This window comes from Opitutaceae bacterium TAV5, from assembly GCA_000242935.3.
Classification (GTDB): Bacteria; Verrucomicrobiota; Verrucomicrobiia; order Opitutales; family Opitutaceae; genus Geminisphaera.
This window is the reverse complement of record CP007053.1, coordinates 3,880,667-3,900,993: the sequence shown is the minus strand read 5'-3', so window position 1 is coordinate 3,900,993 and position 20,327 is coordinate 3,880,667. Positions and strand designations below refer to the sequence as shown.

General features: G+C 61.4%; 31 protein-coding genes and 2 tRNA genes. 2 read left to right on the top strand and 31 right to left on the bottom strand.

The window, feature by feature from the left end; translation table 11 throughout:
* Positions 1-365: 365 nt before the first annotated feature.
* A complete protein-coding gene (locus OPIT5_16755) occupies positions 366-752 on the top strand; it encodes a hypothetical protein (protein ID AHF94470.1) in 387 nt (128 codons plus the stop codon).
* 425 nt (positions 753-1,177) lie between these two features.
* Here OPIT5_16755 and OPIT5_16750 read toward each other — a convergent pair whose 3' ends face one another.
* From OPIT5_16750 to OPIT5_16605, 30 genes are all read right to left on the bottom strand, one after another.
* Positions 1,178-1,483: a hypothetical protein gene (locus OPIT5_16750; GenBank protein ID AHF94469.1), complete on the bottom strand. Its 306-nt coding sequence runs from the start codon at positions 1,481-1,483 to the stop codon at positions 1,178-1,180.
* The gene (locus OPIT5_16745) at positions 1,473-1,865 is read right to left on the bottom strand and encodes a hypothetical protein (GenBank protein ID AHF94468.1); all 393 of its coding nucleotides are present in this window, start codon (positions 1,863-1,865) and stop codon (positions 1,473-1,475) included. Before OPIT5_16745 ends, OPIT5_16750 begins: the two co-directional genes overlap by 11 nt.
* A 37-nt stretch (positions 1,866-1,902) precedes the next feature.
* On the bottom strand, positions 1,903-2,091 hold the full coding sequence (locus tag OPIT5_16740; protein AHF91614.1) for a hypothetical protein: 189 nt from the start codon (positions 2,089-2,091) through the stop codon (positions 1,903-1,905).
* An 11-nt stretch (positions 2,092-2,102) separates the two neighbouring features.
* On the bottom strand, positions 2,103-2,864 hold the full coding sequence (locus tag OPIT5_16735; GenBank protein ID AHF91613.1) for a hypothetical protein: 762 nt from the start codon (positions 2,862-2,864) through the stop codon (positions 2,103-2,105).
* Positions 2,861-3,061, bottom strand: a complete 201-nt coding sequence (locus tag OPIT5_16730; GenBank protein AHF94467.1) for a hypothetical protein — start codon at positions 3,059-3,061, stop codon at positions 2,861-2,863. Before OPIT5_16730 ends, OPIT5_16735 begins: the two co-directional genes overlap by 4 nt.
* Entirely contained in the window at positions 3,058-3,381 is a 324-nt protein-coding gene (locus OPIT5_16725; protein ID AHF94466.1) for a hypothetical protein, read from the bottom strand. Before OPIT5_16725 ends, OPIT5_16730 begins: the two co-directional genes overlap by 4 nt.
* 83 nt (positions 3,382-3,464) lie before the next feature.
* On the bottom strand, positions 3,465-4,622 hold the full coding sequence (locus OPIT5_16720; GenBank protein ID AHF91612.1) for a hypothetical protein: 1,158 nt from the start codon (positions 4,620-4,622) through the stop codon (positions 3,465-3,467).
* Positions 4,603-5,061 carry a hypothetical protein gene (locus OPIT5_16715; protein AHF91611.1) on the bottom strand — a complete coding sequence of 153 codons (459 nt, stop codon included), beginning with the start codon at positions 5,059-5,061 and terminating at the stop codon, positions 4,603-4,605. The genes OPIT5_16720 and OPIT5_16715 overlap by 20 nt, the downstream gene beginning before the upstream one ends.
* A gap of 3 nt (positions 5,062-5,064) precedes the next feature.
* Positions 5,065-5,391, bottom strand: a complete 327-nt coding sequence (locus OPIT5_16710; protein ID AHF91610.1) for a hypothetical protein — start codon at positions 5,389-5,391, stop codon at positions 5,065-5,067.
* A 24-nt stretch (positions 5,392-5,415) separates the two neighbouring features.
* Complete coding sequence (locus OPIT5_16705) at positions 5,416-6,702, bottom strand: hypothetical protein (GenBank protein ID AHF94465.1); 1,287 nt, start codon at positions 6,700-6,702, stop codon at positions 5,416-5,418.
* A gap of 4 nt (positions 6,703-6,706) precedes the next feature.
* Entirely contained in the window at positions 6,707-7,273 is a 567-nt protein-coding gene (locus OPIT5_16700; GenBank protein ID AHF94464.1) for a hypothetical protein, read from the bottom strand.
* Entirely contained in the window at positions 7,270-8,241 is a 972-nt protein-coding gene (locus OPIT5_16695; GenBank protein AHF94463.1) for a hypothetical protein, read from the bottom strand. Before OPIT5_16695 ends, OPIT5_16700 begins: the two co-directional genes overlap by 4 nt.
* A 2-nt stretch (positions 8,242-8,243) precedes the next feature.
* On the bottom strand, positions 8,244-8,540 hold the full coding sequence (locus OPIT5_16690; GenBank protein AHF94462.1) for a hypothetical protein: 297 nt from the start codon (positions 8,538-8,540) through the stop codon (positions 8,244-8,246).
* Positions 8,541-8,545: 5 nt separating this feature from the next.
* Positions 8,546-8,842: a hypothetical protein gene (locus OPIT5_16685; GenBank protein AHF94461.1), complete on the bottom strand. Its 297-nt coding sequence runs from the start codon at positions 8,840-8,842 to the stop codon at positions 8,546-8,548.
* 108 nt (positions 8,843-8,950) lie between these two features.
* Positions 8,951-9,766: a hypothetical protein gene (locus tag OPIT5_16680; GenBank protein AHF94460.1), complete on the bottom strand. Its 816-nt coding sequence runs from the start codon at positions 9,764-9,766 to the stop codon at positions 8,951-8,953.
* 47 nt (positions 9,767-9,813) lie between these two features.
* On the bottom strand, positions 9,814-9,972 hold the full coding sequence (locus OPIT5_16675; GenBank protein AHF94459.1) for a hypothetical protein: 159 nt from the start codon (positions 9,970-9,972) through the stop codon (positions 9,814-9,816).
* 949 nt (positions 9,973-10,921) lie between these two features.
* On the bottom strand, positions 10,922-11,095 hold the full coding sequence (locus OPIT5_16670) for a hypothetical protein (GenBank protein ID AHF94458.1): 174 nt from the start codon (positions 11,093-11,095) through the stop codon (positions 10,922-10,924).
* A gap of 173 nt (positions 11,096-11,268) precedes the next feature.
* Positions 11,269-11,787, bottom strand: coding sequence for a hypothetical protein (locus OPIT5_16665; GenBank protein AHF91609.1), 519 nt, complete (start codon positions 11,785-11,787; stop codon positions 11,269-11,271).
* Positions 11,787-12,158: a hypothetical protein gene (locus OPIT5_16660; GenBank protein AHF94457.1), complete on the bottom strand. Its 372-nt coding sequence runs from the start codon at positions 12,156-12,158 to the stop codon at positions 11,787-11,789. The genes OPIT5_16665 and OPIT5_16660 overlap by 1 nt, the downstream gene beginning before the upstream one ends.
* Before the next feature lie 23 nt (positions 12,159-12,181).
* Positions 12,182-12,922: a hypothetical protein gene (locus tag OPIT5_16655; GenBank protein ID AHF94456.1), complete on the bottom strand. Its 741-nt coding sequence runs from the start codon at positions 12,920-12,922 to the stop codon at positions 12,182-12,184.
* Positions 12,923-12,929: 7 nt separating this feature from the next.
* Complete coding sequence (locus tag OPIT5_16650; protein ID AHF94455.1) at positions 12,930-13,082, bottom strand: hypothetical protein; 153 nt, start codon at positions 13,080-13,082, stop codon at positions 12,930-12,932.
* Positions 13,079-13,579, bottom strand: a complete 501-nt coding sequence (locus OPIT5_16645; GenBank protein ID AHF91608.1) for an RNA-binding protein — start codon at positions 13,577-13,579, stop codon at positions 13,079-13,081. Before OPIT5_16645 ends, OPIT5_16650 begins: the two co-directional genes overlap by 4 nt.
* Entirely contained in the window at positions 13,576-13,914 is a 339-nt protein-coding gene (locus tag OPIT5_16640) for a hypothetical protein (GenBank protein AHF94454.1), read from the bottom strand. The genes OPIT5_16645 and OPIT5_16640 overlap by 4 nt, the downstream gene beginning before the upstream one ends.
* Positions 13,911-14,264, bottom strand: a complete 354-nt coding sequence (locus OPIT5_16635; GenBank protein ID AHF91607.1) for a hypothetical protein — start codon at positions 14,262-14,264, stop codon at positions 13,911-13,913. The genes OPIT5_16640 and OPIT5_16635 overlap by 4 nt, the downstream gene beginning before the upstream one ends.
* On the bottom strand, positions 14,261-16,096 hold the full coding sequence (locus OPIT5_16630) for a hypothetical protein (protein ID AHF94453.1): 1,836 nt from the start codon (positions 16,094-16,096) through the stop codon (positions 14,261-14,263). Before OPIT5_16630 ends, OPIT5_16635 begins: the two co-directional genes overlap by 4 nt.
* Positions 16,093-16,350, bottom strand: coding sequence for a hypothetical protein (locus OPIT5_16625; protein ID AHF91606.1), 258 nt, complete (start codon positions 16,348-16,350; stop codon positions 16,093-16,095). Before OPIT5_16625 ends, OPIT5_16630 begins: the two co-directional genes overlap by 4 nt.
* Before the next feature lie 90 nt (positions 16,351-16,440).
* Positions 16,441-16,514 (bottom strand) — tRNA-Gly (locus OPIT5_16620).
* A gap of 96 nt (positions 16,515-16,610) precedes the next feature.
* A tRNA-Tyr gene (locus tag OPIT5_16615) sits at positions 16,611-16,696 on the bottom strand.
* A gap of 112 nt (positions 16,697-16,808) precedes the next feature.
* Entirely contained in the window at positions 16,809-17,582 is a 774-nt protein-coding gene (locus OPIT5_16610; protein ID AHF91605.1) for a DNA repair protein, read from the bottom strand.
* Entirely contained in the window at positions 17,579-18,103 is a 525-nt protein-coding gene (locus OPIT5_16605; GenBank protein ID AHF91604.1) for a hypothetical protein, read from the bottom strand. The genes OPIT5_16610 and OPIT5_16605 overlap by 4 nt, the downstream gene beginning before the upstream one ends.
* Before the next feature lie 121 nt (positions 18,104-18,224).
* Between OPIT5_16605 and OPIT5_16600 the strand changes: the two genes are divergently transcribed.
* Positions 18,225-19,064 carry a dihydroxynaphthoic acid synthetase gene (locus tag OPIT5_16600; protein AHF91603.1) on the top strand — a complete coding sequence of 280 codons (840 nt, stop codon included), beginning with the start codon at positions 18,225-18,227 and terminating at the stop codon, positions 19,062-19,064.
* A gap of 211 nt (positions 19,065-19,275) precedes the next feature.
* Here the strand turns inward: OPIT5_16600 and OPIT5_16595 are convergent, their stop codons facing one another.
* The gene (locus tag OPIT5_16595; GenBank protein AHF91602.1) at positions 19,276-19,968 is read right to left on the bottom strand and encodes an amidotransferase; all 693 of its coding nucleotides are present in this window, start codon (positions 19,966-19,968) and stop codon (positions 19,276-19,278) included.
* Positions 19,969-20,327: the final 359 nt, after the last annotated feature.

The following is a 20,327-nucleotide window of genomic DNA, read 5'->3' as shown; positions in this document are numbered from 1 at the left end:
ACATAGGTCAAGCGGAGATTGTCCGCGGTTTAGTCGCCGCCGCAGTCGCGTTTTTCAATAAAGAAGGGTGGTTTTCGTTTCCGGTAAAAATAACTCCGGAAATTTTCCAAAATCCAGAGGGCTCGACAGCAGCCCCGGCGGAAGCGAGTGCCGGAAAATCGCGAGTGTCTACCTCCGACAAATGGGTAGAAAGTGTCCCGTCTGGCGAGGATTTTGATACCTCGCCAGCAGTAACATCAGCTCGGAACAAAGGTATCCACGCGAAAGAGCGCATTCGCAGAATGGCGACCGAAGGACGTGTTAAGGTCGGGAAAACCCGGAAATAGCCGCCTGATGTACGATTTCACAACCGGAGAACCAATCGAATGAAGTCCACCCCAGAGCAGACAGCCAAGCGGCGTGAATTGAAGGCGCTGACAGAGGAGCTTGCCGAATTGTTGCACAAGCAATCTCCGGATGTGCCGGAACATGCCATTGCTCACCGCGCGAACGAGCCGGTCAAAGAGGGGGAAATCTCTTATGACGACTATTTCACGCTGGTACACGATGTCCGCTCCATTCCGGCCAAGCAGACAGGTGGCAAGGTGATTCTCCGGTTCAGGCGTCGGCGCTGGAAGGCGAAACGCATACGAGGGGATCAGTTGTGGCAGATATGGGAACCCGGCTATGCAGCGACAAAACCGGAGGCGGTCGAAGAGTTGCTCCCCGTCTTGCGCGAACTGGTCACCAAGGCGCGACGGAGCAAACCATAATAACACCAATGAAAGACCGTTTCGATGATGGATTTTGGGCGGGCCTTCTTGCCCTTCTCGCTGCCTTTGTTGCAGGCGCTTTGGTGTGGCTGGGGCTCAGGCCCAAACCTGAACCGGTCCCTGATCCGGCGCAACCGATGCCGTCTCCCGGATCGGGACGCCGTGAGATTGGTTTTCACACGGCACTAAAACCACCGGACTCCGACGAATCAGACACGCGGCAATGAGTGCGAACGCACCGGCCGCAACGGCAAAGACAGCGATTCGCCGGGGCGTTACAGACTGTGAATCCGGTTTCATTCGTCTTTATTTGTCCAGCGCGTGGACAATAGCAACATCGCACTTGTGACGTTGCCGGCGTGACACGCCGGCGCCGGGTCACGATCGAGCGGTCACAAAAAAGCCCGCCGGAGCGGGCTGGCGATTCAGGCGACGGCGGCCTCTTCCCGGTGAACCTTGACCTTGGTTCGGGCGGCGACGGCGGCGGGAATTTTTACCCGAGCTTCCTTGCAGATCGACTCGACGGACCATGAACGTGGTTCGGGAATGCGCTCGATGCCGAGCACTTCGCCGTTTTCCGCCACATCGACAAGTACAAGAGGGGAGTTTTTGACGGGCACGGTGTGATCGACAGGGGTTCCCGGCTTGAATTTCAGGTACAGCCGATCCCCCAATACCGCCATCGTCGGCAACGCGTTGTCGGGAACCTTCCATTGTTTCTCAGTTTTCATTGTACGTCGTGACTACCCAGCAGTTGTTATCCAGGACTTCCCCTACGACAACCACTTTCCGGAAAATTCGCTGCCCCTTCTTGTTCACGATAGTAATCGCTTTGTGAAACGTGAATTTGTCCCCGCCGTGTTTGCCGATTTCCATCGTCGGGACTGCCTGCCCTTCACGAATCGCTTTTTCAACCATTTCTCTCGTGATGGCACGATCAGAGAGTTCCCGATCAACGGCATGTTCCGTGTGATGGATTTTGTACGGGCGGGGGATTGGCGCGGCACGGGGGACGGGAGGGCGTTTGCCTTTCCCTCCTCCTCCGCCGCCGCGTCCCGGAGCAATCAGCCAGGTTGCGAGTCCGGCCAGTGCGAAAATGCCGAAGATGTTCATCGTCTGCGCCCCCCGATGCCAAAAGCGGCGGCGGGTGTCAACGGCGGTGGCGTCTGGCGCGGGAGACCTTGCGGCCGGCGAGTCTGTAAACGTTGTTGCGCTTGCGGCAGCGTTTGCGGGCCGTGGCATAACCCCCGGCGCGGCCGACGATCTTTGCGGCGCGCTTCCGGGTGGCAGGCTTGGCGAGCGGGATTTTCCGTTTTCTGGTTTTGGTGCGTTTTTTCATGACGGGAAAAATCAGGATCTGGCGAGGGCCTTGCCGAGCGCGCCGGCAATGCCCTTTTGCGTGGCAAGTCCGGCCATCGCGTCGATTTCGGCACGGATGGCCTTCACGTCCTCGTCAGAGGTGCCGTATCGGGATTGCAGCGACGCCAACGCGTTGCCGACGCCGGTTTGCAGCCGGCCAAGGTTCAGCCGGTAGGCAATGGCGGCGACGGTGAGCACGGCGGAAACAATACCGCCCGCCCAGGCATACCAGGTGCGGCGGCGAAGCTCGTTTGCCAGTTCGAGGTTTTTGGCGGCCTCCGCTTTGGCCTCTGCGCTCAACTCGCCAAGAGCCTTCCGGGTGGCTTCGAGGTCTCGGGAGAGTTTGAGGTTGTCCGATTCGGCCGCGAGTTGCCGTTGTTCGGCCGCTTCGCGTTTTGCTGTCTCTTCGCTCAACAGGCCGCGCACGATGTCCATCGCTTCGGCCTGAGCGGCCGCGCTGATCGGCTTCCGCTGGTTGAGCAGGGAGACGGCGTTGTCATTGGTCCGGCGCGCAACCTCCACCGGTCGCGAATCCTCTGCACGCAAAAGCGCCGCCTGGGTTTTGACGGTTTCGACCTGGGCGGCATCGACAAGGGCGGCTTCTTCCGTCGCCTGCTTGCTCTCGGCCTTCTCCAGGCGGGCGGCGGCGGCTCCCTGCCCCCATGTCCACGGTTTCCACAGTGACGACTGATGGCCGGACACGCATCCGGCGAGAGGCAGGGCAAGAGCGAGGATGAGGATTCGTGTTTTCATTTGGTGGCGCGGTGACGACGGCGGAGACGGAGGATGAGGCGATGCGCGGCCGTTGCGGCCTGCACGGCGTAGTAAGTCCCGGCAGCGAGGCCGGAGAAGGCGGCGGCGAGGTGTGCCCAATCGGACGGCGTGAGCGCGCCGATGGCGCTGATGGCAGTTCCGGCCAAGGCGGCGAGATGATGGGTGCGGTGCGTCATTTGCGGGAACGGGGAAGGAAAGGCGCGACGTGGTTGATGATGAAAGCGACGATGGCGCCGCCAATGAGCCAGCGGAGCCAGACGGGGACGGCGAGAGAGACGCCGTTGCCGATGCCGCCGAACACTTTGGACGTGCTTTCTGCCAGCGCCTCTTTGGTTGCGTCCCAAAGGTCAAATTCGGGAGCCGGCGCGGCGGCGGCGCTGCCGTAGTTGTCGGCCGCTTTCAGTTCGTCGGGAGTGAACAGGGACGGGTTTTCCTTCCGGAATCTGGCGACGGCATCCAGATAGGCAGTCCGCTGTTTATCCGTCCATTGATCCATCGGAAGGTCAGCAAGTCCGGTCGATTCCCGGGCATATTGTGCGACAAGATCTGTGGCTGCGCTCATGGTGTAGTGTTTTTGTGTTACGCGATGGGTTCGAGAATTCGCCCCCACGAAAACACAAAGCGGATCGTGAGAGTGAAAAAGGGTGCCTTGTCGAAAGGCGCGTCGAGAATGACGCGGTAGACGCAGCGGTTGCCGTACCAGTACCAGCCTGACCAGATGCCGACCGCCCGGATTCCGTTTTTGCCGAGGCCGTTTTCGCCGCCGACGAATTGCCATCCGAGGACGCACCGGTAGCTCCCGGACACGTAGGGTTGATGCGCGTTGGTTGTGCTGTCCGACACGTCGCCGGGCGGTCCGTAAACATCCGAGGCGGGATCACGCAACGGCGTGGTCGCTTCGGCTCCGGAGGCAAGGAACAGGTGCCAATCCCTGCCGGGGTGGAAATAGGCGATGTCTTCCACGCCCGCCGTCCCCGTCAGGTCGGCGATGCCGTCGCCGGGTGCGTCAACATCATGGTGGGCGGTGTCGATGGTGACATACAAATCGACCACGACGCGGTAACGCTGGTTCGGCGTCAGGGCATCGCCACCGCCCGGGATGAGGTCACGGCCAAACAGCTTGTTCGGATCGCCGTTTGACCAGCCGATTTCCGTATAGGCGACATTTGCGGTTTCGACCGGACCGAGGAACGTGTGACGGTAACGCCAGGTGGAAGTCGGACCGTCCCACACCGCCGAATTGTCCAGCGAATTGTCGGGATCGAGCTGGCGCAGATGGTCGTCCAGCCTCGTCTGTTCGACATGGTAGATCGTGCCGACCTGATCGACATGATCGACGCCGCCGCCCTTCGTGACGTTGACCGTGACCACCGCGGCCGACGTGTATCCGGTAATCCGGCATTCTAGGCCGGAATCCAGCCGCATCATGCGACCAACATCCGACGCCGCGAAAAATGACGTATCCACTCCGTCTTTACGGGCGCGCAACTGGTTAGGAGTTGCGGCGAGGTAGCGGAAGAGCGTGCCGTCGCCGGGCGTGCGTTTGGTGGGGGTTATTCCTTTGCCGAGGTGGCAATACCGGATAAGTTCGTGCCACCAGACGGTGGCAATCATGTCCATGCCGCTATCCAGAATCAGGTTTTTGGTATTCCGGTGGGTGCGGACAACCTTGCCGTTTTCGAGGATTTCTCGTCGATAGGAAACGGTGCATCGGGCGTTAAGTGCGTGAATCGACATAGGAGGCGGAAAGGAGTGAAACGGTGGCTGTGGTGGCGGCGGTGAAAGCCCGGTCAACGGGCACAGGAGGCCAGTACGTTTGCGCGTAGCTGGCCGACAGGAGCGTGACGCCCGCGTTGGCAGTGTGGGCGTGTGCCGGGCCGTCGATGATCACGGGCGGGAAATAGGTCTGCGCGCAGGATGCGGAGAGCAGCACAACCGAGGCGGCGGCGGCGTCCGAATGCGACGGGCCGTCGATGACCATCGGCGGGAAATACGTCTGCGCGTAGCTGGCCGAATGCAGCGACACACCGGCCGCCGTGGTCTCGCCCATGCGCGGGATTGGCGTCAATGCGGCATCCTGCGCAGAGACTCCCGCCGTCGCGTACAGAATCACACGCCGCACACCGAGCGGCGGACGTGTGTAGAGGCGCGGAGTCGGGCATGCCTGGATGTTCATTTGTCAAGCCCATACGCGGCGGGGATGGTCGGGAGTGATGCGGCCGGTGTCCGGCGCGACATGGTTGCCCCATGTGCGCAGGTTCAGATGCCAGCCGGGCAACGGGAGGATGAGCGGTTCCGCCTCCGGATCGTCGGACGGGATCACGTCGGACAGCGGGCCAATGAGATCGAGTGCGAAGCCATCGCCCGACGTGAGCCATTGCAGCGCGCCGGAGTCGTCGGGAGCGAGGTAGTCTGCGAGGATTTCGCGGGCTTCTGCTTCGGTCGGGAATCTGTAAAACAAATCCATGTATTCGGGATGAGGTGACGTGCTCATGGTGGTAGGCATGAGCCGACGCGGTTGTTGAGTCGGCTAGGTGATAGTGGTGAGTGCGGAGAGTTGGGCGGCGGTGAGGGCGTGGGGATAGAGTGCCAGTCGGCGGATGTATCCGTAAGATGCCTCAGTACCATTGTAACCCGTGCCGATTCTCATTTTGTTGAGGGGATCGACTTGGGCCGTCGCGGTAGTGGTTCCTGTGACTCCATTCGTTGCATAATTCCAGTTCGCCCGGCCGCCGGACCATGCCAGCGCGTTGCGCGCAATCGCACCGTCCAGCAAGCCGCCGATTCGGATTTCCCGAGAGTTTGGCGACACGGCGGTGTAGAGCCTAATATCGTTACTCCCGGAATTCCGGTGGATTTGCCAGCGATTGCCCCCGGATGAGCCATCGAAATCCAGTATCGTTTGATTGCCCCCTGTGTTCAGAGGCAGCATCCATTCCACGAAAACCGTCCCTTCGTTTTGCGCATATGCGGCGGCAAATGCAGAGGAATCGAGTATGGAGATATCAGCCGCTCGCGTCGCGGCAGCCCCCGCCGTGGGGATGTAACTGGAGGGGAATGCACCTGCCTCCATCTGCGACCGACTGAAGACGATTCCGGAAACACCATCGGTCGCATAGAGCGGCAATCGGTTGGTGTATGAAACGGGGAGCGGCACAACGATGATACTGCCCGTTGCGCTCACGGCATTGGCTGAGGCAGTAATCGAAATACGCCAAAACTCTCCCTCGCGCTTGATACGGTAGACGGACAGGCCGGGCGAGACATAGGAGGGTTGCCCGGTCGCTAAATTGACAGTCAACCAAAAATCAGGAGCGAAACCGGATGACAGCGTAAATTGAGCGAACTGATACTCTGCCGCCTTTACCCAAATTGAGCAGGTGTAAATCGTACCGATGGCGGTCGGCATATTTCCTATACGTGCCCAGTGTTGGAGCGAGGGGTTCGCAGTCGGGATCAGCTTGTATCCATCCGGCCCTGACTCAAATATCATATTTTCATGGCCTGACGACGCGCCCGGGTTCGCTGATTGATATACAATGTTTGTCCGCGCCCCTTCCACGCGAAATCCGTCGCAAAGACCAGTAAGCGGATCGAAGTCGAACGCAGGGACATCCGGACCGAGCGTCTCAAACAGGCAAGCCGCGTTGATTCGCGTCGCGGCCGAAGCGCGGGTAAACGTGATCGGGCCGCCAGCCGCGCCGGGCGGGTTGAGATTCGGATTGCCCACGAAATCACGCCAGAACGACGCGCCCGCGGCCCATGACGGGATGCGGGGCGTGTAGAGCCGGGGCGTGGGCTGTGCCTGGATGTTCACGCGGTCAGGCAGTGAAAATCGTCTCCGAGATGCGCACGGAAACGGCGTTCGCGTTCGGGTTGCGCACAGAGACCGGGCCGGAGGTTTCGTGCACGATGCTGGTTTGCGGCCAGATGTTCAGCATGACATTGCCGGCCGCGTCCAGGAGTTCGACCGAAAGCGTCGTATCCAGATTGGATACAAGGATGCTCTTCCGCTGGATGTCCGAAGCCTCGTAACGGCCTGCAAAATCAACCTTCGTGTTCGGTCCGATTGCACCGTCTGCGCGGGCGTGATCCCGGGTTTTGGCCGGCACGACGGATTGCCGGTTGTCGATGAACGCAGTGAAGCCAATCCACAGCTTGACCGGCATCCGTACGCCTTCCGGACTTTGCAGTTCGATGCGCTCAAACGTGCCGTCGAAAATCATGCCTTGCCCTGCCCGCAGGATACTCGGCGACATGTCATCAACCTTCAGTTCGACCGGACCGCTGGCATCGACCACATAAAGAAATTTTCCCGCAGCGTTCAGCGCGGTGGGTTGTCCGTGCGGAATGATCAGGTTATAGACGTTGCTGTGATGTTGGATCATTTGGAGCCGGTTTTACGCCGGGCAGGCGTGACGTTTTTCGTGCGTTTGCCGCTCTTCGCGGCGGATGAAGCGGGGCGCGGGGTTGGTCCGGCCTGAGTCGGCCGGCCGAGAGCGAGAAAAGCGATTCCGAGAGCGGCGGCGGCTCCGATCCAATATTTGTTTTCGGCGAGTCCGGGGCTCTGGTTTTGCGCGAATTTCTCCGCCATGCCGCCGATCAGGCGTTCGCTGGTGGCGTTTTCATCCTGCGATTGCGCCCGGGCGGAATTGATCGTTTCGAGCGTGACCGTCTGCATGTGTTCGACGGCACGCGAGAGCGTATCGAATGCCTTGTCGTTGCCGGTGGCTACGGTGTCCAGCGCCTTGCCTGCCGTGTTGCTGACCAGCGCAAAAGCGTCCGCTGTCGTCGCACGGTTGGCATCCAGGGCACCCGAGAGGGCGTCCCCGGCAAAACCGAGAGCGCTGCCGACAACGGATTCATTGGATTCGAGCGCCGCCGTCGCAACTGCGCGACTGTCGGCGCTGGCGGAGCGGGTGGCATCGAGAGCATCGGCCGTCGTTTTGTCCACAAGGTCGAATGCGTCGGATGTGACCAGCACGTTTGCCGCAAGGGCATTTTCCGCCGTCCTAGACTGCGCATTGATGGCGCTGTCAGCAGTCAGGTACTGCGCGGCAAGAGCATCGCTGGCGAGACCCATCGACGCATCAACGGCGCCGTGGTCTGTCGTCTGCATGACGATGGTGTTGTTGTTGCCCTTGAGCCCCTGAATGCTCCCGGAATTGTCCGTCAGGCTTACGCTCTGATCGACGGTGTTTTTCGACCCCGACACCGATACAGCCTGATCCTGTGCATTGGCCGCACTGGCACCCTTGCCGCTGGCAGCGAGGCCGAGAGCGCCATCCGCAACGTTGTTGCTCTGGTCAGTGACCTTCGTTGACGCGTCCGATTTCGATGACGAAAAGAGTCCCATGTTCAGCCTTTCTTTTTGCGGGAGCGGGAGGGAGTCGGTCCGCGGAGGAGTGCAAACAGCAGCATGCCGGCAGCTACCAGCGCAGCCAGGGCGATGCCGATCTGTACCGCCAACACAGACCAGTTGACAGCGGCCGTCGCGGCCGCTGTCTCGGCAGGCACATCCTGTGTTGTCGTGGCCTTGCCCGATCCTACGACCTTGCTGCCGATATTGATACTCCCGCCCAAGACGTTGCCGGGAGCGGCCGCGTCCCCGCCTCCGAATAATGAGGACGCAATTCCTGCGATAGCTGGTAACATGGGAATCAGCGACGGCGGGCGATTAGAACGATGGAGATCAACGCCACGACGCCGACCGCCACAAAGGCGATCCAGTAGCCGGGCGACAGCTTGGAGCCGGTCCCGGTCGCAGGCGTTGCGGCCTGCGATGTTCCGGCCGCTGCCTGGGTGGCGGCGAGCTTCGCGGCGTTTTCGGCCGCTTTCTGGTCAACCTTGCCCTGGACAAGAGTGGTCGCGATTTGCGTTCCGGTATTGAGGACACCGGAAAACAGGTTGGAAAAAAAACCGGAAGTTGAGGCATCCGCCCCGGAAGAAGTAGCCATGAGTAATTGCGCCGCCCGCGCCTGGCATGGCGCGCCGGCCGGTTACAAGGCCGACGGCGCGATGACAGGCGCGGCGCGAACGGTGAAGGTTTCGGATGGTGGAACGAATCAGGCGAAACTGCCCGTCAGGGATTCGTCGATGACCGTGATGGTCTGGCCGGCAGCGGACTCCAGTTGCAGGTTGAGCGTTTCGCTCGCCATCAGCCATTCGGTCCGGCCGATGATGTCCGCCACGTACGCATATTTGAATTGCGTCGGGTCCATGCCGTAGCGGTCAAGCAGGGTGTTGTTTTCGACCCTGGTGGCGTCGTGAATCTTGAGATTGTCCGCGACGATTTCGAGATCGGTGATATTCGAAGGACCGTCGAAAAACAGACGAGCGATGCGGTTGCCGACATACTTGTCCGTGATGTCGTACTGACCCGCGCCGGCGTTGTAGGTCGTGCGAAGCTGGCGCATGATGAACTTCACCAGCGTCTTTCCATCAGCGGAGAAAAGATGGCCGTTGTCGTAGACTTGGATGGCTTCGATCCGCACAATGTCGGTAGGTTCTGCCTGCGTTTTGAGTTCGAGGCTGAACGTGAAGGACTGTTCGCCGGTCGTGTCCCAGGCGGTACGGATCATCGCGTCAACGTCCGTCTGCCACGGCTCCGCAAAATGGATGGAGAGCGCGCCGGCTGTGTCCGGATGCTTGTTGAACGCGTTGATTTTGAGGATTTCGGCAGCGAACAGGGAGCGGATGTCCTTTTTGTTCACCATCAGGCGGACGCGGCCGATGACCGAATCGGCGGCGACAAGCGCCCCGTTCAGGTAGGTAAAAAAGACGAGGGTGTGATAACGCGGGCCGACCCGGAGGGAGCCGGTTGCATTGCCGCCAGCCGTCACGCCTTCGATGCCGAGGATGGGATTTACGATGAGAGCCATGATGTTTGATCCGTGGTAACGGTTTTGTAGTTATTATTCCGTTACTCTCAGGCGCTCGCGCCGGGGAGCTTGCTGGCGTTGGTGGTGATGACGGCGGGGATTTTCCCGCGGTAGGCGACGCCTACGACGATGCCGGCCGCGAAGCCGGCCCAGAACTGGCCGGATTTGAGTGCGGCCGTGACTGTGGAGGTGATTTTCTTGATCATTGGTTCGGTGAACGGGTGAGCCCCTTGTATCCGCCGTTTCCACACAGGGCGAAAGCTCGCCAATCGCCCGCAATCGCCCGGAACCGGATGAAACCGCCCGGAAATGCCGCAAAATGCCCTGAAATCACCATGCACCGGAACCACTCCACCCCGTCCCCCCAACCACAAACGCCGTTATCAGGCGGCGCGCCTGGCGCGCTCCAGGCGTTTTCGACAAGCGGGTGTGGCGCACTTTTGCCGAATGGACAGCGGACGGCCGCAACCGCACGCGCACAAGCGGACAAAACGTGACTGTCCGCGGGCGCGCACCGCCCTCGCAATCACGCGAGCCATCGGCACCGGCACGCCGTTGCCCACGGCCCGGTATTTGGCCGATACCGACAGCCCCGGCAGGTCGAAATCTCGCGGCAGGCCCTGCAATTCGCAAAAATCCGCCCATCCGCGCCGATCCGGCCGGGACGCTTCCGACGCAAGGCAAGTCCGCTCTAGGTGCCGAAACGTGACGGCTCGATCGCAAACGGCCATCGAGCCGTCACACGTTCCGAAATGAAACGTCCGCAGCCGGTTTTGCCGGCATCCGCATTCCGATGCGTTCAGGTTGAACCGCTGGACGGAATACCCTTCCACCATGAGATGATCCACGCCCGGCACGTTTTCCATCAGCCACCAATCCGGCCGCGCCTCGTACACCACGCGGGAGAATTCGTGTAACATGGCGACGCCGTTCCCGGTCGGGGGACAACGCCGCGCCCGCGAAAAATCCTGACACGGCGGTCCGCCGATCACGCCAGCAAACGCTCCGGGCGGAGGGTGGAAATCCCGCACGTCGCCGCCCCACACGAGGTCAGGCCCGCGCACCACGCAAAACCCCTCCGCCTCGAATCCGCGTCCGAGCAGGTCCGCGCCGGGAAACACCGATAGTACCAGGTTTTCGTGTGACACTGCCGCGTTAGAGTTTAGCCGGCGTGACACGCCGGCATGTGACGGCGCCGGCACCGTCACGCTCCGGACTGTCACGCTCCACAAATGGGCCAAGAGCGGCGATTGCCGCCTTCAACCTCGCCACGGGTTCAGCCATATTCGTCGGGTCCAGCTTCAGCGACTTGACCACCGCTTCGCTCATTTCCAACGCGCAATCAATGCGAGGTTGAATGTATTCCGGTTTTTGTCCGATCGGGTAAAATTTCCTGCATTGGCTGCATTGTTTTTCCATCGGAGCATTTCCCATCGTCACATACAAAACCGGAGCGCCACAGCAGCGTGATGAGGGCGGGGGAAGAGAGATTGTCACCGTGTTCATGCTCTCACCTTTCGCAAAACGGCGGGTTGGTAGCGTGAGGGCTTGAAATAAAACATGTGAGGCGGGAGCGTCACCGCCCCCATCAGACCTTCATCGTTGAACTCTTCCGCCCACGCTTTTGCCGCCTTTTTTGTGGTGGCGAACAGGGCGAGGGATGAACAATTGGCGCGGATCAGCGGATGCACCTGCGGTCCGTACTGGCTGATGAAAAAGCACCGGTGTCCTTCGTGCCTTCCTTCGGAAAAACACTGATGGAAGCGGTCATCCCATTTGTTCACGTGCGCATCCGCCAACTCCATGAAGACGGCACAACGCTTTGCCCGCCAGAACATGGCTTGCAGGCGTTCCGGATCGGGTGTCTGCCATGACGCGCATTCCGCCGGCCACGGCTCGCGAGGCTTGTGCATCACAAGCGTGCCGATGCCAGCGCGGCGGAAATCGGCGGCCCATTGTTGGGCGACAAAGGTTTTGCCTGAACCCGTGCCGCCGATGATTGCGCGGTGAATATCGTCCATTACTTGCGGAAGAGCGATTGCAAGGCGCGATTGACGAGGCCGGGGCGGACTGCATCCGGTTCCGGATTGCGCGGCCGGAAAAGCAGCGCCACGACCAGGAGGAACGGCAGCAACAACAGCAGCCAGGTAGCATCCGGCCGTACCACGGCGATGATGAAGCCGACCAGCGCCAGAAACGCGCCAGGCAGGATCAGCGCGAGGGCATGGCGCGAGAACATCCGCCAGGCGGGTTCCGGCGTGATCAGGATTTGCGTGACGGGTGGCAAAACCTCCACGTCAACAAACGTGACATTCGGAGGCGTGCCGGCCGTTTTGGTGGAGTCGGCCGGTGCGGCCGCATCGTGTTTCTTTTCGGTGTTTTTGTTGCTCATGGCGTGATGCGTTGAGGTTGGCGTTACAGGAAATCCTGTTGTGAAATGATTGGTTCGACCTGGCGCGGCGGCGCGGCGGGCGAAACGGTTTTTTCGGCCGGCTCGCATTTCATCCAGGCGCGCACCTGTGCTGCGGTTTTCGGCTTGCGAAACACGGTCAGCAGGTAAGCCAGCACGGCAAACGCCACGGCGACCCACCCCACGATCTGCACATCGGAGGCGCGCACCTTCGCGGCGATGGTGCGTTTCAGGTTGCGATGGGCGCCCGGCGGCGGCTGCGCTTCCTCGTGTTCGCCAGTGGCGAATCCAGTGGCCGTGTAAACGGCGTTGGCGAACACTTCGGCCGCGTCTTCCGGCGCGAGCGCGCCGTCATCGGCCGGGGTGTCAGACGCCGTGGAATCATCGGCGGCGTCATCGTCACTGTCATCCGGCAACGGAGACGGGTCCACGTCCGGAATGAAGCTGGCGGGTGGCGGCGGTTGCGTCTCAGTGCCGGGCGTTTTGCCCTTTTTGCCCTTTCGGCCGGCAAAAAGATTTTTCCAGCGGCCGAGGCTGTCTTTTTCGTGCCGGAATTTGGTCGGGTCAAACGGGCGATTCAGTGAATCGACTTCGCCGGCCGCATCGGATGCGGGTGTTTGCGCGGGTGGCGTGGCAGAGGGCGTTTCCTCGCCGGTTACAGGCGGCATTTCCGTGTCGAGCAATTCGGAGGATGCCACCGTTTTCGCCTGGCTGGCAGGCGGTGTGTTTTCGGGTTCGTTTTTCATCGGGAAATCAGGGGAAGACGGGCAAAATCAGGACGGCGAAAATCGCCTCACGCCATGCGAGGTCAGCAGGGAGACCGTTCGTCCGGCCGCTACGGTAAATGCCATGCACGCGGTCGCGTTCGTGGCGGGTCATTTGGTGTTTGCTGGCGAGCATTTTCATTTGTCCAAGGCGATGCCGATGACGGCGGCGGGATGGTGTGCGTTGATGCCGTAGCACTCGCGCCAGCCGGGAATGTTGTGCGGGGCGGTGTTTACACCGAAGCTGGTGATTCGACCCTTCAGACGGTGTTGTTTTCCGTATCCAAGCGAGAGGACAACGGCGCGGCTGATTCGGCAGGTGCGCTCATTCCAGCATGGACCATAGATACGGTATTCGTTTCGTTTTTCCCCACGCTTGAACGCCTCGAAAAATTCCCGTTTCAACGGAATGAAGAGCGGTTTTTCGGGAAGAACTACAGGGGGCTCATATTTCCCATCGAAGAGCCAGTAACCAACGCAAAGGATGTCGATTGGTTTGGTCGAAATGTCCGCCTGCGAAAAACCGAATCGTTTAATTGGCAATGGAGCATACGAGAGCAGGACCGCGCCTGTTTCGGCGTTCGCTACATAATGCCCGTGTGAAGAGAGTACTTTTCGAGTGAGGAGTTTTGTTTTCATGCGGCAAATTCGGCGGGCATTTCGACGGCGGTGCGGCGGGCGATGTGTACGAGATGCGCAGCGTACTGGCTGCGTGAATACCCGCACCGGATCAGCGTTTGCAGCGTCGTGGCAACGTTGCGGCGTTTGATTTTGGTGTCGAAAGCGAGGTTTTTCCGTCGCCGTGAACTGGCGTAGCTCGCGCAGAAACGCCGGTACCAGGTGGCGTTTTTAGACACGGCGACGCGGATCATGCCGCCTTCGTTCGTGCGGATGCGTTGCGGCACTAGCACCACTTCGAGGCAGGAGCTTTCAAGTTCTGCCAAAAGATATTCGTAGGCGTTGCGCAGGTTCATGGTGCGGTCTCCGGGGAAAGGTTGTCCGCCGTGCTCGCCTTCATCCCAGGCATTGCGGTTAACGCCGGTCCGGCGAGCATGGCAGAAAGTCGGGAAAGGATTCGCTCCATCGCCTTTTCGGGCGTGCTGGCGAGATCGCTGATGTTCACGTGTTTCAGCGTGTGCTGTCTGTTTTCGACGACTTCGACCACGGCGAAGCCGTCTTCCGACGTGCGAAGCACATCGACGCGGAACACTGTGCAACGGCCGGCCGTGTCCGGATTCGGCCGAATCCACAGCGCAGGTGTGCGTTTCAGCGGCGGGCGGGGCGCAGGGGCGGACGTGGGGATTCCTTGGGTCTCGTTTTTCATGTGTTGGCGGTGGTTTCGATTGCCTCCGAGACCGGCCAGGCGGTCTCGAAACTTCCCGGATTTGCATAAAAATCCGGTTCAAAATCGGGATTCGGCGGTGTCCACGCATCGGCGGGACAGTTGATGTGACCGTGTGGACTCTGATCCAGGCATCCGCCGCCGGAACGCTCCCCGTCTTCGAGACGGGCAAGCCGAAGGCCACCCATATAACTCTCTTTAGTATAGTGTCTTATGCGCCTAACGAGCGGATGATTGCGAACGGCCGCGAGGTCAAACACGTTGCCCATGACCATGACGGTCGGCTCTTTCACCCGATCCGGGCCGACTGTCGGCATGCACCGTTTCACGACCGTGCACACGTCCGGCTGGTCTTCGGCGTCCCGGAAGTGCGAGCGGCGCATTTCCTCGCGCAGCGCCTTCAGTGTCAGCCGGCGCTGGCGGGTGGCGGCCTCGCTTTCACCCGGAAACGGTTTCGTCGTCGGGTTGGCATCCGGATCGCGGACTTCCAACCAGATTCCGCCGTCGCCGGATGTCGTGTCGCGGGCCAGCATGAGGCCGGCAGCGGCGCGGGCTTTGATCCGCTCCCGCAACATGCCCATCGGCTCTACTAGCCGCATTTTCCGGGTGGCTTCGTAAAGCGCCGCAAGCTCACTCGGCCGCGAACGGGCCAGTTCGACCATGTCGCCCGGCTTCGTGGCATACTTGCAGCACTCGCGGGCGTTTTGAATGTATTTGCCCGCATCCCAATGGAGTTTTTCGCCCGCCCGTTTCCAAAAACCGTGGACCGAATTGATGACCATTTCCCATTTCGCCTCCGACATAAACGGGGCGTTTGGATGCACCAATACGACGCAATGGGCATGCGGATGGTAAAAAGTATGCCGGCCTTTTCGGGTGATTTCGCCACCGTTTCGGATGCCCTTCGCATCGCGTTTGCCGTCTTCGAGTGTGCCAAATTCGGTGGCGCGAAACACGATTTCCAGCGGGAAGCCCCATTTTTTGAAATGGCCATTCAGCTTGGAAATGCGGCGATGCAGCCAGCGAATCCGGGCGCGGAGCGTATCGACCTTGCAGCGCTCTCCGGTTGTAAATGTCCAGAATCGGTAACGCCAGGGATCGAACAGCGAGAGGAAGTGCTCCAGCGCCGCCAGCTTCCCTGCGCGGGCCATCGCCGCCACGTAGGGGTTTAGCATGATGCGGCGGAAAGAGGGCAATTCCTGCACATGTTCGCTGTGCACATGGAAACGCCATAGCTTCCACTTGTCGTCTCGCATCGCCTCAATCCCGCCATCGCGCAGGCCGTTGACGATGGTGTAAGCCTGATCCAGCAAACGCTCTTTTTCGGCCAGACGTTTTTCGTATTTTTCCGGGCTTACCAGTGCGCCGGTCTCGCCGTCCATCAGCGAGAAAAACGTCTTCTCAACCCCGGCATACCACTTGAAAGAACGCGTTTCCTCTAGCGTCTCGACGTAATCGGTTTCATCCGATTCGGAGATGTCGTAAAGAGCCCCGGTCCCGGAAATGCCCACTTCCGGAGCGCGGGAAATGTGCCGGGCCGTGTGCCGTTTCGTGTTTCGGGCGGCGGCAATCGCCTGCGCCAAATGGGCGTTTACGTCGAAACCGGCCAATTCGTCGTGACGCTCGGCGGCGTCGATAAACGCCTGTTCGCGTTCCGTTGCCTCTGCGATAATACACCGTGTGAGCGTTTCGGAGGCCGGTTTCAGCCATGCCAAACGCCCGGCGCTTTCGGCCAGAAATGCCGTTTCGCTGGCAGTATTTCGGGCGAGAATCGCCCTTGATTTCGCCTCGCGGGCGGCGTCCCGGGCGCTCATGACGCTCCCTCCGGTTCCGCCTGGTCCTTGATCCCGGCCAGCCGGAAAAGCTCTTCTTCCGGGACTTGATAACGGCCGGACGAAAACGCCGGCAGCGTGCGCACGCGTTTATTCTTACAGGCTTTCCAGAACCATTTTTCGCTTCGGAAAATGCCCCATTCCGCCAGAAGCGCGGACGCTTCCTTCGGCGTATAGGAGCGGCGCGGACGCGGGCAAACGGCTTTGCCGCCTTGGAGTTGGGCGGCGTTCATCAAGCCCGCCCTCCATCAGCAGCGATTTGCTGCCATTTTGCTGCCAATCCCCTCGCCTGCCAGCTAACTAGCAGTAAATCAGCAGCTTGTAAATGGTGCGGCTGGAGAGAATCGAACTCTCGAGACCACTTTGGAAGAGTGGAGTTTTACCACTAAACTACAGCCGCAAAAACAATGACCGGTTCATGCGCATCCATTCCGGCGCTGTCAATCCCTCCCTCTCGCCACTCCGGGCCGAAGCCCGTTTTTTTATTTCGGGAAAGTGGTGGTAGGACCTGGATTCGAACCAGGGAAGGCGTAAGCCAGCAGATTTACAGTCTGCCCTCGTTGGCCACTTGAGTATCCTACCGAAAAAGGGAACGGCAAATCTCCCGGCGATCGTCCGGACTTCAAGAGTTTTTTTCGCCCGATCATCCTTTTGTCTCCCTCCCCTCCCCCGCATCCGCGGCTGCGCCGCGTCGTCAGATCATCCCGGCCTCGCGAAAGCTGAAAAAGCCGCGCCCGGCCGGATCCGCGTCGCGGTGGCCGACGATGACGTGGTCCACCAGTTCGATCTGCACCACCTCGGCCGCCGCCCGCAAACGTCGCGTCTGCTCGATGTCGGCCTTGCTCGGCATCGGGTCGCCGCCCGGATGATTGTGGACGAGAATCACCCCGCACGCCGATTCGCGGATCGCATCCCGAAACACCTCCCGCGCGTGGCACAGCGCCTGGTTCGCCGTCCCGGAGGTGATCTCCACGCAACGGATCAGCCGCTTGCGCACGTTCAGGCACAGCGTCCAGCACTTCTCGACCGCCAGCCCCTGCACCCGCGCCTGCATGAACGCCGCCACGGCGGCGCTGTCACTCATCAGCGGCGCTTCCCCCACACCCTGGCAAAGGATGCGCCGCGCCACTTCCATCACCGTCACCAGTTGCAGCGCCTTGACCGGACCGATGCCGCGCAACCGCCGGAAATCCGCCGCGCTCCAGCGCGTCAGCCCGTGCAGCGACCCGGCCTCTTTCAGCAGACGCGTGGCGAGCGTGATCACATCGTGCCCGCGCGTGCCGCTGCGCAACAGCATCGCCAGCAGTTCGACGTCGCCCAGCGAACCCGGCCCCAGCCGCGCCAGCCGCTCCTGCGGACGCTCGCTGCTCACCAGGGCGCGCAACAGATTGGACGAAGACGCTGCTTCGGAACCCGGCGCGGGAGCGGACACCCGTCCCGGTGCGACCGTGATGACACCGCCGTTCATTTTTCGTCTCCCCGGGTCGTGCTGCCCGCCGCCGGAAGGACACTCGCCGGTTCGCCAGCCTCGGCGTCAGCGATTTTCTGGATGTAGCGGCAAAAATCCGGGTCTTCTCCCGGCAGCAGGACCGGCAGCAACTCACGGAAATCCTGCCGGCGGCACCACTCGTGCATGTAGTCGTCCCACGATTGCCACAGACGCGCGGTTTGCGGGCTCATGTCTTCCTCGTAAACGAGCAGGTAGGCGCGTTCGAAAAGCGCGATGAGGATTTCGAAGATGACGTTGCGCCGCTCGATCTGCTCGGGCGTGAGCCCCGGCACCGACCGGCGCGTGACGAGTTGCAGATCGGCGTTGCCGAGCACGAGCTGGAGAAACTTGGCGTACTCGTCGGAAAGCTGCAGGTAGAGCTCCTCGTCATCGTTCTGCCGTTCCTTGCGCTGCTCTTTCAGGAAAACAAAAATGGCAAACGGCAAGCCGACGATGGTCACGATGTAACTGAGCGCCTCGAGCCATTCGAGTAGTGTCATGATGAACCGGACTTTTGACGAAACCGCCCTCGCGGCGCAATCTGGCATTTGCGGCGGCCGGCCTCGCTGTCCGCCGATATTGACGCTGGCGAAGAGCGGCGCACGCTCGGCAGTTTCCTCTATGACGAATCTCCCCGACTGGAAAGCCACCGGCACCTGGAAAGACATCCTCTACCACAAGGCCGACGGGATCGCGAAGATCACCCTCAACCGCCCGGAAAAGCGCAACGCCTTCCGCCCCGAAACGGTCTTCGAACTGCACAACGCCCTCATCGACGCCCGCGAGGACACCTCCATCGGCGTGGTGCTCCTCACCGGCGCCGGTCCGCACACCGACGGCAAGTACGCGTTTTGCGCGGGCGGCGACCAGAGCGTGCGCGGCCACGCCGGCTACATCGGCGGCGACGGCATCCCGCGGCTCAACATCCTCGATGTGCAAAAGCTCATCCGCTCGATGCCCAAGGTCGTGATCGCCCTGGTCGCCGGCTACGCCGTTGGCGGCGGGCATGTGTTGCACGTGGTCTGCGACCTGACCCTCGCGGCCGACAACGCGATTTTTTCCCAGGTCGGCCCGCGCATGGGCAGCTTCGACGGCGGCTTCGGCTCCAGCTACCTGGCCCGGATCGTCGGCCAGAAAAAGGCGCGCGAAATCTGGTATCTGTGCCGCCAGTACAACGCGCAACAGGCGCTCGACATGGGCCTGGTCAACACCGTCGTGCCGGTTGCGGATCTGGAAGCCGAAGGCGTGAAGTGGGCGCGCGAGATTCTCGGCCACAGCCCGCTCGCGATCCGCTGCCTGAAAAGCGCGTTCAACGCCGACGTCGACGGCCAGGCCGGCCTGCAGGAACTGGCCGGCAACGCCACCCTGCTCTACTACATGAGCGACGAGGCCAAGGAATTTCACCGGGCCCAGCAGGAAAAACGCAAACCCGACGCGCGGAAGTTTCCCTGGCTGCCGTAACGGGCGCCCGCCCCCTCCCCCCGGGCGGGCGTAACTGTCTGGCGACGACGACGTGTGACGGAGCGGCGGCATTTTTCTGCCAATCCCGCTGCGACGAGGCGCGTCAGCGCTTCGCCCGGTGCCTCGACGTCCGAACCGGCGACGCGTTGCGTCGTCTGCAGCGGCACGTACCGAGGCCGGAGGCCGACAGCTTGCCATGCCGCCGCTCCGCTCACGACGCCATCCGCCCCAGCAACCGGTTCAGCAGGCCTTTGGCCCCCTCCGCGGCAAACGGTGTTTGCCCGAGAATTTTTTCGGCATCCTGCACATAGCGGTCCGGCGTCAGTTCGGCGGCGCATTCCCCACAAATCCGCTCTACCTCGGACAGCCCCATCTCGAGGTGAAACTGCAACCCGAGCACCCGCGAACCGATCGCGAACGCCTGGTTGACGCAGCCCTCGCTCGAGGCCAGCCGCGTCGCTCCCGTCGGCAGGTCAAACGTGTCTCCATGCCAGTGAAACACCAGCGACTCTCCGTCCGGAAAAGCCAGCGGCTCCTTTTCACTGCCCGCCACCGCCCGCACCGGCAGCCAGCCGATCTCGCGTTCGGCGTTCTGGTAGATCCGGGCTCCGAGCACGTCGGCGATGAGTTGCGCGCCCAGGCATACGCCGAGCACCCGCGCCCCGGCGTCGATTCGCGCGCGGATCGCCTGCTTTTCCGCGCGCAGCCAGGGATAATCGCGGTACTGGTAGATATTCATCGGTCCGCCCATCACGACGAGCCAGTCGCACGTCGCCGCCTCTGCCGCCGGCAACTCGCCCGCGTAAAATCGGGTACAGGAGAGTTCATGCCCGCGAGCGAGCAGCCACGGCCCGATCTCCCCGAGCCCTTCAAACGGAACATGCTGGAACCAGTGAATTTTCATGAGATGGAGACAGGAATCAAAACCCGTCCGGCACAGGATGCAATTTCCGTACCGGCTCCACGCCTCCCGGGAAGGATCCGTGCCGGCATCAGTCCGGGATTCCAGGCAGTTTTGACCTTACACACGGATGTTACGCGGAGCGTCGTGGCGCGGGCGTCTCGCCCGCTTCGGGTGCCTCTCCGCTCCGGCGTGGCACGGGCATCTTGCCCGTGCGCGTTGCCTCTCCGCGACGTCCGGAAACAAACCGGCGGCGCTTCGCGCCGTCCACGGCCAGGATGGCCGTGCCACGCCGGAGCGGGCGAGACGCCCGCGCCACTTCCCCTCCGTCGCGTAACATCCGTTACACAAAGATCACAAAG